1 protein-coding gene is annotated in these 255 nt (G+C 44.7%); it reads left to right on the plus strand.

The features are described from left to right. A partial coding sequence (locus tag HNH97_RS17805; RefSeq protein ID WP_216657711.1) for a hypothetical protein occupies positions 1 to 205 on the plus strand: 205 nt, incomplete at its 5' end. Positions 206 to 255 lie beyond the last annotated feature (50 nt).

The raw sequence follows: 255 nt of genomic DNA on the forward strand, positions 1-255 counted from the left end.
GTCTGTCAGTACGAAGCGATCCATACAGGCTTTGAATCATATGCAGATGCTTGAAAAAAGCATAATTCCCAACAGGCCCCAAAAAGCTTCAAAAGAACGCCGCCTTTTTGAAAAAGGCGGCACCCAAAAACTTTTATTACTTTTCAAATATTTCCCAAGCCACCTTACAGCAAAAAGGGAGTGCCGAAGCACTCCCTTTCGCTGAAGTCAGTCTGACTGATTTTGGGATCAGTGCAGGATGATTTCGACGCGACG

The organism is Gluconacetobacter entanii, assembly GCF_013155425.1.
Taxonomy (GTDB): domain Bacteria; phylum Pseudomonadota; class Alphaproteobacteria; order Acetobacterales; family Acetobacteraceae; genus Novacetimonas; species Novacetimonas entanii.